The organism is Mangrovactinospora gilvigrisea (assembly GCF_001879105.1).
Taxonomy (GTDB): domain Bacteria; phylum Actinomycetota; class Actinomycetes; order Streptomycetales; family Streptomycetaceae; genus Mangrovactinospora; species Mangrovactinospora gilvigrisea.
Genome location: NZ_MLCF01000085.1, coordinates 60711 through 70498 on the forward strand (window position 1 = coordinate 60711; position 9788 = coordinate 70498).

A 9788-nucleotide genomic window follows, 5' to 3' on the forward strand; every position below is an offset into this window, starting at 1 on the left:
CGACGGTACCGCGCGTGTTGCGGCGCGGGCCGCAACACGGGCACCCGTAACACGGTAGAGCTAGTCGATTGGCCGGTAATGGCCGCCCCGAGCAGTCGTTTTGACGCACCGTATTCTTTGCGATGCGTGGTGGTGTGTGTCACACGGCGTCGGCGCCGGGCGAGTTGGCGCCGTCGGGCGGCGCGCGGTGCCCGGTTCGCCGCCCCTCCGCCCCGGCGCCCCGCCCGAACCGTGCTGCGCGCGAAGCGCCGGCAAGCCCGCTCAGGCCGGCATCCGCAGGGTCCAGGCGGCCGGGTGCACCGTCCAGGTCCGCTCCGGGACGGGGCCGCGGACGCCGCCGCCCACGCCGTAGCGGAACGCCCCGCCGCGCACCCGCACCTGCCGCGCCCGTACCCGCTGCCCGTGCACGCGCACCTCGACGACGCCGTCGTCCGGCGCCTCGTCCACCGCCGTGAAGGCACCCCGCAGCCCCGCCTCGCCGCCCCCGTCCGTCGACACCCGCACGCCGCGCCGCGCCAGCAGCGCCGCCGCCGTCGGCCGCACCCGCAGGGTGCCGAGCGCGACCCCGCCGCCGTCGTCGACCAGCAGATCCAGCCGCCGCTCCACATCCCCCAGCGCGGCCCGCGCCGCCCGCACCGGGCTCGGCGGCACGCCGAGCGAGCGCACCAGCCGCAGCCGCGGCCCCTCGCCCACCGGCACCACCGCCAGCCCCGCCTCGCCCAGCTCGCCGCGCCGCCACAGCAGCTCCACCACCCGCCGCAGCGCCGTGTCGTCACCCACCAGGACCGGGCGCTTCGGTCCGCGGTGAGCGAACGTGTGTTCCAGCTCCGCGGTGTCCTCCGGAATGGTGATCTTGACGCGGGCGCCCGCCCCCAGCACGTCCCGTGCCACCCGGACCGCCTCCCCGTCCACCCGGCGCGCCGCCGGGTCGATCACCACGAGCAGCGCCTGCACATTGGTCCTTCCTGGCCAGAAGCGGGTAGCCTTTCCCCGCAAGAGCCCCTTGCGCGATTGCGCCAGGGGCTTCGTCCATCTACGGGGACATGCGACGGCCGGGACCGGCGAGGAGAGGCGAACACGCCTCGCAAGCCGGGGCCCCATGCGTGTGGCATGCCCCGCAGGGAAGGGGTGTACGCCTGTGCCTGCACTCGTGCTTGTCGGCGCCCAATGGGGCGACGAGGGCAAGGGCAAGGCGACCGACCTGCTCGGCGGCTCGGTCGACTACGTCGTCCGCTACCAGGGTGGCAACAACGCCGGACACACGGTGGTCGTCGGCGACCAGAAATACGCCCTGCACCTGCTGCCATCCGGGATCCTGAGCCCCAATGTGGTGCCGGTGATCGGCAATGGCGTGGTCGTCGACCCCGGCGTGATGCTGGAGGAGATCCGCGGCCTGGAGGAGCGCGGCATCGACTGCTCCAAGCTCCGGCTGTCGTCCAATGCCCACCTGATCACGCCCTACGACACGACCCTCGACAAGGTGAGCGAGCGCTTCCTCGGCAAGCGCCGCATCGGCACCACCGGCCGCGGCATCGGACCCGCCTACTCGGACAAGATCAACCGAGTGGGCATCCGCGTCCAGGACATCTTCGACGAATCGATCCTGCGCCAGAAGGTGGAAGCGGCGCTGGACCAGAAGAACCAGATCCTGGTCAAGCTCTACAACCGCCGCGAGATCGACCCGGGGAAGGTCGTCGACGAGTTCCTCGGCTACGCCGAGAAGCTCGCGCCGTTCCTCGCCGACACCACCCTCGAGGTGAACCAGGCCCTGGACGACGGCAAGGTCGTCGTCCTGGAGGGCGGCCAGGGCACCCTGCTCGACGTCGACCACGGGACGTACCCGTTCGTCACCTCCAGCAACCCGACCGCCGGCGGCGCCTGCACCGGCTCCGGCATCGGCCCCACCCGCATCGACCGGGTGATCGGCATCCTCAAGGCGTACACCACCCGGGTGGGCGCGGGGCCGTTCCCCACCGAGCTGTTCGACGAGGACGGCGACAAGCTCCGCACCATCGGCGGCGAGCGCGGCGTCACCACCGGACGCGACCGGCGCTGCGGCTGGTTCGACGCGGTGATCGCCCGCTACGCCACCCGGGTCAACGGGCTCACCGACTTCTTCCTCACCAAGCTGGACGTGCTCACCGGCTGGGAGCGGATCCCGGTGTGCGTCGCCTACCAGGTGGACGGCGAGCGGGTGACGGAGATGCCGCTCACCCAGACCGGCTTCCACCACGCCGAACCCGTGTACGAGTACCTCCCGGGCTGGACCGAGGACATCAGCAAGGCCAAGACCTTTACCGACCTGCCCAAGAACGCGCAGGATTACGTGAAGGCCCTGGAGGAGATGTCCGGAGCCCCGATCTCCGCCATCGGCGTCGGCCCCGGCCGCGACGAGACGATCGAGATCAACTCGTTCATCTGAGTCACCGTCCAGGGAGCCGACCCAGCCGATGCGGACCTCGCTCGTCCACCGCAGCAGCCTGCGCGAGCAGTTGATGGAGGCGCTGCGGGACGAGCTGGTGACCGGGCGGATGCCGCCCGGTCGCCACTACACGGCCCGCGAGATAGCCGACCACTACGGCGTCTCCGCGACACCCGTGCGCGAGGCGATGGTGCAGCTGGCCGCCGAGGGGCTGCTGGAGGCGAGCCATCTGCGCGGGTTCGCCGTGCGCCGGGTGGAGCGCGAGGAGTTCGACGCCATCCTCGCCGCCCGCGACGCGGTGCTCCGCGGCCAGCTGGTGCAGCTGGACGGCGGGCTGCCCGAGGTGGCCGCCGACCCGCTGGCCAGCGTCCGGCGCCGGGCGCAGGCCGCCCGGGACGCCGCGCAGGGCGGCCGGCTGGATGTGATCGTCGTCTCCGACCTGCGGTTCTGGCGGGAGTTCGCCGGTCTCTTCGGCAACCAGCACCTGAGCCGCTTCCTCGCCGGGCTGCGCTCCCAGGCCTGGCTGCACATGGTGCCGCGGCTGCGCGGCCGCGGGGACCTCGCCGGGCTCTACTGGCAGCGGCAGCCCGAGCTGGTGAGCGTCTTCGGCTCCGGCGACGCGGACGGCGTCCAGGAGCTGCTGGGGGACTACCGACGGAGCGTGGTGGAGATCGCCGACCGATATGCGACGATCGTCAACCAACCCGCGACCGGAGGGAGTTCCCATGGCGTGTGACCTGTGGATCGTTCCGCTGGTGGACACCCTCGTCCATCACCCCGAGAACCCCTTCGCCGAGGAGCTCGCCCGCTACGAGCGGGCGCTGGCCCGGGCCGGCCTGCCGGGCGTCCCCGTCTACCTGCACAACCCCCCGCACAGCGGCGACGTCGAGCAGCTGGCCGGCGTCGACTACCAGGCGCTGCACTTCCTGCGCCGCGCCCGGCTGCTGCAGCTCACCGGGTTCGAGGTGACCCCGGTCGACGAGCTGGGCGGCGACTACACCCAGCTGCTGGAGATGTTCGAGGACGCCGCCCGGCAGTCCCACCTGGTCTGGCACTTCGACCACTCCGGGGCCTACCTCCCGCTCGACTTCGACCGGCCGGTGGACGACGAGGAGCTGGCCGCCGACGGCGGGCCGCTCGGTTCCAGCCAGGGCCTGCTGCGCGAGCTGTACGAGGTGGCGCCGCTGATCGGCGTCGACGCCGACGAGCCGCCCCCGCCGCCGCGGCCGCTCGGGCCCACCGAATTCGAGGGGCCGGCCGAGCGCGACCCGCTCAACCACGGCGACTACCACCAGGAGCGGGCCGCCTGGGCGGCACTGCACCGGGCCGCGGAGCGGTCGGTGGGCACCGGCGCCATGGTGGTCTTCGCCTGAGCCGTTGCGGGCTCGATCGCCGAACCACCCGTTCGGCGGGAAGGTGTGACGGGGTGTCACGGAGCGTGCGGTGTTCCGTACGCTTCAGGGTGTGGTAGCCACATACGCGCGCAGCAGCGCCGAACTGCCGGCCGAGGTGACCGGTTTCGTCGGGCGGGCTGCGGAGTTGGTGCAGGTCCGGGCGCTGCTGGCGGACGCCCGGCTGGTGACGCTGGTCGGCCCGGGCGGGGTCGGCAAGAGCCGGGTCGCGCTGCGGGCCGCCGCCGACACCGGGCCGCGGTTCGCCGACGGCGTCCGCTTCGTCCAGCTGTCCGCGCTGCACGACCGGGAGCTGCTGCCGGCCGCCGTCGCCGGCCTGCTCGGCCTCACCGAGCAGCCCGGCCGCGAGCCCATCGACCTGCTGGTGGAGTATCTGCGCCACCGCCAGGTGCTGCTCCTGCTGGACACCTGCGAGCACCTGCTCGACGGCTGCGCCATGCTCGCCGACGTGCTGCTGCGCGAGGCCCCGATGTGCACGGTGCTGGCCACCAGCCGGCAGCCGCTGGACGTGCCCGGCGAGCACGCGGTGCCGCTCGCCCCGCTGCCGCCCGAGGACGCGGTGGAGCTCTTCGGGCAGCGCGCGGCGAACGTCCGGCCCGGGTTCCGGGTGACGGACGCCAACCGGCCGTCGGTGGAGCGGCTCTGCACCCGGCTGGACGGCATGCCGCTCGCCATCGAGCTGGCCACCGTGCGGCTGCGGGCGCTGCCCGCCGAGCAGTTGGCGGAGCTGCTGGAGTCGCGGTTCCGGGTGCTGACGGTGGGCCGGCGGCCGTCGGCGTCGGACCCGTCGGCGCGGCACCGCACGCTGCGCGCGGCGATCGACTGGAGCCACGAGCTGTGCACCCCGGGCGAGCGGCTGCTGTGGGCGCGGCTGTCGGTCTTCGCCGGGCCCTTCGACGTGGCCGCCGCGGAGGCCGTCTGCGGCGACCGGGAACTGCCGGCCGAGGAGATCCTCGACCAGCTGATCGGCCTGGTGGACAAGTCGGTGCTGCTGCGGGTGGACGAGCCCGCCCCGGGCGGCGCCGACGGCGTGCTCGTCCGCTACCGGCTGCTGGACACCCTGCGGGAGTACGGCGCCGAGCGGCTGGCCGACGCGGACGGCGCGCGGCGGGCGGCCGAGCGGCGGCACGCGGCGCACTTCTTCGGGCTGGCCCGGGACTTCCAGGAGGGCCTGCTGGCGGACGATCAGGTGGCGCGCTTCGCCGAGCTGCAGGGCTGCCTGCCGGATGTGCGGGCGGCGCTGGAGCGGTCCTTCGCGGGCGACGGGGCGGACGTCACGGCCGGCCTCGGCGCGGCGGCCGGCCTCTGGCCGCTCTGGATCACCAGCGGAATGATCGGCGAGGGCCGGGCCTGGGTGCGGCGCGGCCTGGAGGCGGCGCGCGCGGCGGCCCTCCCGGAGGGGCCGGAGACGGCCTGGGCCCTGGTCTTCGGCGGGCTGCTGACGGTCTACCAGGCGGAGATCGAGGCGGCGCTGGAGATGTTCCGGCGGGCGCGGGCGCTCGCCGAGGAGCTCGGGGACGAGCTGATGTACGGCTATGCCGTCGGCTACGAGGGCGGCATGCTGCGCTTCCTCGGCCAGGACGCGGACGGCAGGGCGCTGCTCGCCGAGGCGCGGGCCGTGGCGCAGCGGGTGCCGGGGATGCTGCACAAGGTGATGTTCGCCTTCCAGACCTCCTACACCTGCGCGGTGCTCGGCGACCTGGCGGAGGCGGAGGCGCTCTCGGAGGAGGCGCTGGAGCTGCTGGCGCGCTGCCCCGGCGAGCGGATCCTCGCCGGGCAGGTGCGGATGGTGCGCTCCTTCCTCGCCTGGTCGGGCGGCGACCGGGAGGCCGCGGTGCGCGAGACGCGGGACGCCCTGGCGGCCTCCGTCGCCACCGGCGAGGCGGTGGCGGCCGCGCACGGCCTGGAGATGATGGCCGGCGCGGCGGCCGAGGCGGGCCGCTGGGAGCGGGCGGCCTGGCTGCTGGGGGCGGCCGGCGAGGTGTGGGAGCTGGTGGGGGCGCCGGCGATCGGGGCGCCACCGTTCCTGGAGCTGCGCGGACGCACGGAGGAGGCGGCGCGCGGCGGGCTGGGCGACGACCCGTTCGAGCGGCTCTACCGGGAGGGCGGCCGGCTGGACCGCGCCCGCGCGATCGAGCTGGCGCTGGCGGACGCGGAGCGCCCGGCGGGGCCGTCGGTGCCGGCGCAGCGGCGCCCGGAGGGGGCGCTGACGCGGCGGGAGCGGGAGGTGGCGGCGCTGGTGGCGCGGGGGATGACGAACCGTGAGATCGCCGAGCGGCTGGTGATCTCGAAGCGGACGGCGGATGCGCATGTGGAGCACATCCTGGGGAAGCTCGGCTTCTCGTCGCGGACGGAGATCACCGGGTACTGGACGCGATAGGCCGGCGTCCGTCCGCGCGGCCGGCGCGGTGCGGGGCCCGCCGCCCCGAACCCCGGCGCGCCACCCGGCTGCCGCGCGGTCGCGGGCGCCGTCGTAGGTAGGGGCCTGCGGGTTTGCGTATACCTAAGACCGCCCGTTACCGATGACGCGAAGCGCCGGCGCGGCGAGAGTTGCAGCATGCCGAGCAATCCGCCCCCACCCCTGACCGGACGCAGTGGTGAGGCCGACCGGCTCCGCGAGATGCTCGCGACCGGCCGGCTCGTCACCGTCACCGGTCCGGGCGGAGTCGGCAAGAGCGCCCTGGCCGCGGCGATGAGCGGCGCCGCGCCGGGCGCAAGCGGGAACGGGGCGGGCCGGCCGGCCGCCGTGGAGGAGCCCGCCGTGCGCACGGTGGAGCTCTCCGGCGTCGGCGAGCCCGCCCTGGTCCCCCGGGCCGTCGCCGAGGCCTGCGGCCTCGAAGCGCAGTCCCTGGACGAACTCGCCGACGGGCTGGCCAAGGCGGCGGCCGCGGTCCCCGGCGGCCTGCTCCTCGTCCTGGACACCTGCGAGCACCTCGCGGGCGGCTGCTCGGAGACGGCGTCGGTCCTGCTGGAGCGGTGCCCCGGCCTGCGGGTGCTGGCGACCAGCAGGGTCCCCCTGGGCCTGCCGGCGGAGCGGGCCTTCCCCCTCGGTCCGCTCCACCGGGAGGCCGCGCTGGAGCTGATGGTGCGTCTGCGCCGGGAGGACGGAGCCGGGTTCACCGCCCCCGGCCTCGCCGCCGCGCGCCAACTGATCCGCCAGGTGGAGAGCCTGCCGCTGGCCGTGCACCTGCTGGCCCGGCGGATGCGGCAGGAGACGCCGCTGCGGCTGGCGACGGAGTTGTCCCGGCCGGGCGGCGTGCTGGAGCTGGCGGAGCCGGGCCCGGACCCCGCCTCGGCTTCGCCGCTTCCGCGCCACCGCAGCCTGCGCGCCCTCGTCGCCTGGAGCTTCGAGCTGTGCTCCCTGGGCGAACGGGCGCTGTGGGAGCGGCTGGCGCGGTCGCAAGGGGTGGTCGACCTGGCCGCCGCGGAGGCCCTCGCCGGCGGGTCGGGCCTGCCCCACTGGGCGGTGGGGCGGGCCTTCCAGGGCCTGGCGAGGGCCTCCGTCCTGCTGCCGGTGGCGGGCGACCAGAACGTCGGCCTGTACCGGATGCCGGCGCTGCACCGGGCCTTCGCGCTCGCGCCCTCCCGGGCCGGCTGAGCCCCGGGCCCGCGGGCCCCGCGCGACCGGGCGCGGCGACGCGCCGGGGCGGGCCCGCCCGCGCCGAATGTGACGTTCCGTCACGTCACAATGGCGCCATGCACATGCCGCCGGAGGGCCAGGACGGGGACGCCGACGGCGGAGGCGGCGCACCCCGGCCGCACGAGCAGCTGAAACCCCGCCACATCGCGATGATCGCGCTGGGCGGGGTGATCGGCGCCGGCCTCTTCGTCGGCTCCGGCGCCGGCGTCCGGGAGGCGGGCCCGTCGATCATCCTCGCCTATGTGCTCGGCGGCCTGCTGGTGCTGCTGGTGATGCGGATGATGGGCGAGATGTCCGCGGCCAACCCCGTGCGCGGCTCCTTCTCGGTGCACGCGGAGAACGCCATCGGCCCGTGGGCCGGCTTCACCGCCGGCTGGATGTACTGGTCGATGCTGGTGGTCGGGGTGGCGGTGGAGGCGATCGGCGCCGGCACCATCCTCAACGGCTGGCTGCCCGCGGTGCCGTCCTGGGTCTTCATCCTGGTGATCATGGCGCTCTTCTCGGGCGTCAACATGGTCGCGGTCGGCAGCTTCGGCGAGTTCGAGTTCTGGTTCGCCGCGCTGAAGGTGGGCGCCGTGGTGCTCTTCCTGATCATCGGCGTGCTGGCGATCGCCGGGCTGCTGCCCGGCACCCCCGCGCCCGGCCTGGACAACCTGCTGCGCCACGGCGGCTTCTTCCCCAACGGCCTGCCCGGCCTGGTGGCGGGGCTGCTCGGCGCGGTCTTCGCGTTCGCCGGGCTGGAGGTCGTCACCATCGCGGCCGCCGACTCCGGCGACCCGGCGGGCTCGGTCGGACGGGCCGTCAGGACGGCCGTCTACCGGATCGGGCTCTTCTACATCGGCTCGATGATCGTCATCGTCACCCTGCTGCCCTGGGACGCCTCGCAGGTCGGCAAGAGCCCGTACGTCGCGGTGCTGCAGTACATCGGGGTGCCGGCCGCCGCGCAGATCATGAACGTGGTGGTGCTGGTGGCGCTGCTGTCGGCGATCAACGCCAACCTCTACGGCTCGTCCCGGATGCTGCACTCGCTGGTGGACCGCGGCGAGGCGCCGCGTGCGCTGGGCCGCACCTGGCACGGCGGGGTGCCGCGCTACGCGGTGGCCTGCTCGGCGGCGTTCGGGTTCGCCTCGGTGGTGCTCAACGTGATCTGGCCGGACACCGTCTTCCAGTTCCTGGTGAACGCCACCGGCGGGATCGTGCTGATGGTGTGGGGCCTGGTGACGGTCTCCGAGCTGCGGCTGCGGCCCCGCTACGAGCGGGAGGGGCGGCTCGTCCTGCGGATGTGGTGCTTCCCGGTGCTCTCCTGGTGCGCGCTGGCGGCGCTCGCGCTGGTGTACGCGCTGATGCTGGGCGACTCGGCGACGCGCTCACAGGGCGTCACCACCACGATCCTGGCGGTCGTGGTGGTGACGGCGGGCCTGCTGCGGGCACGGGCGCGGACCCGCGCCGGGACCGGTGGCTAGACCGGCGGCTCCGGGGGGCGTTGGCGGGGCATCGTCGGGCGCTGCGGGATGAACGGCGGCCGGTGGCCGTCGAGCGCGTCGCCGTGCTCGGCGTGCTCGGGGTGGTCGCCGCCGCGGGTGCCGCCGGAGCCGGCGGCCGTGCCGCAGCCGCAGCAGTACGGTGCGGCGGCCGTCTCCCGGGCGGCGTCGACGGCCTGACGGACGGCCAGCTCGGCGAGCCCGGTGTCGAAGCGGCGCAGCAGCGCGAGGCAGGCGAGGGTGCCCTCGCCGGGCACCGTCTCGGCCGGGCCGAGGGCCTCGCGGGCCCGTTCCACCGCCCAGGCGCCGCGCAGCGCGGCGAGGCGGCGGTCGACCTCGGCGGCCGCGGCGGAGTGCCGGGCGGCGCCGGCGGAGAGCGCGAGGCGGCGGTCGGTGACGAGGCAGCCGCCGGCCAGCACCAGGGCGGCGTAGCCCCAGGTGGTGGCGTGCGGGACGGTGCCGGTCAGTTGGAGGACGGGCAGCGCGGCGGCCGCGGCGGCGGCCGCGGTGGCTGCGGTGCGCAGCGCGGAGGCCGCGCGGCGGCGGGGGCGGGCGGCGCGGCGGTGTGCGGCGGCGGCCGCGGCGGCGTGCGACTCGGTTCGGCGGAAGAGCTCCTCGAGGCGGTCCAGCGGGTGGGACCAGTCGCCGCGCGGCGGGAGGAGAGGCGGATCCGTCACCGTCGGGGCTCCTTTCGTGGGCGCGACGTACTGTCCTATCGGACCGGGGGGTTCCGCGGGGGCGGGCGGTGCGGGGCGGTGCGGGGCGCTCCTTGCGGGGGTTGGGCGGGAGGGCGTCACCGGATCACCCGTTCGGGCCCGGACCCGCCTTGACGC

8 protein-coding genes are annotated in these 9788 nt (G+C 75.2%); 6 read left to right on the plus strand and 2 right to left on the minus strand.

From position 1 onward, the window contains the following. Window positions 1–261 precede the first annotated feature (261 nt). Window positions 262–954, minus strand: a complete 693-nt coding sequence (locus tag BIV57_RS15985) for a diacylglycerol kinase family protein (RefSeq protein ID WP_071657488.1) — start codon at window positions 952–954, stop codon at window positions 262–264. A gap of 184 nt (window positions 955–1138) precedes the next feature. On the opposite strand from BIV57_RS15985, the gene BIV57_RS15990 reads away from it, so the two are divergent. The 6 genes from BIV57_RS15990 (at window position 1139) to BIV57_RS16015 (ending at window position 8937) form a co-directional block, all read left to right on the plus strand. Continuing rightward, window positions 1139–2422, plus strand: a complete 1284-nt coding sequence (locus tag BIV57_RS15990; RefSeq protein ID WP_071657489.1) for an adenylosuccinate synthase — start codon at window positions 1139–1141, stop codon at window positions 2420–2422. Between the two features lie 28 nt (window positions 2423–2450). After that, the gene (locus BIV57_RS15995; RefSeq protein ID WP_071657490.1) at window positions 2451–3158 is read left to right on the plus strand and encodes a GntR family transcriptional regulator; all 708 of its coding nucleotides are present in this window, start codon (window positions 2451–2453) and stop codon (window positions 3156–3158) included. Beyond that, on the plus strand, window positions 3148–3795 hold the full coding sequence (locus BIV57_RS16000; protein WP_071657491.1) for a hypothetical protein: 648 nt from the start codon (window positions 3148–3150) through the stop codon (window positions 3793–3795). Before BIV57_RS15995 ends, BIV57_RS16000 begins: the two co-directional genes overlap by 11 nt. A 91-nt stretch (window positions 3796–3886) precedes the next feature. Continuing rightward, a complete protein-coding gene (locus BIV57_RS16005) occupies window positions 3887–6214 on the plus strand; it encodes a LuxR C-terminal-related transcriptional regulator (protein WP_079170372.1) in 2328 nt (775 codons plus the stop codon). Between the two features lie 177 nt (window positions 6215–6391). Continuing rightward, on the plus strand, window positions 6392–7432 hold the full coding sequence (locus tag BIV57_RS16010) for a hypothetical protein (RefSeq protein ID WP_139275693.1): 1041 nt from the start codon (window positions 6392–6394) through the stop codon (window positions 7430–7432). A 98-nt stretch (window positions 7433–7530) separates the two neighbouring features. Further along, window positions 7531–8937: an amino acid permease gene (locus BIV57_RS16015; protein ID WP_071657493.1), complete on the plus strand. Its 1407-nt coding sequence runs from the start codon at window positions 7531–7533 to the stop codon at window positions 8935–8937. On the opposite strand, the gene BIV57_RS16020 is transcribed toward BIV57_RS16015, so the two are convergent. Further along, a complete protein-coding gene (locus tag BIV57_RS16020) occupies window positions 8934–9632 on the minus strand; it encodes an SLATT domain-containing protein (RefSeq protein ID WP_071657494.1) in 699 nt (232 codons plus the stop codon). The genes BIV57_RS16015 and BIV57_RS16020 overlap by 4 nt on opposite strands. Between the last annotated feature and the right edge of the window lie 156 nt (window positions 9633–9788).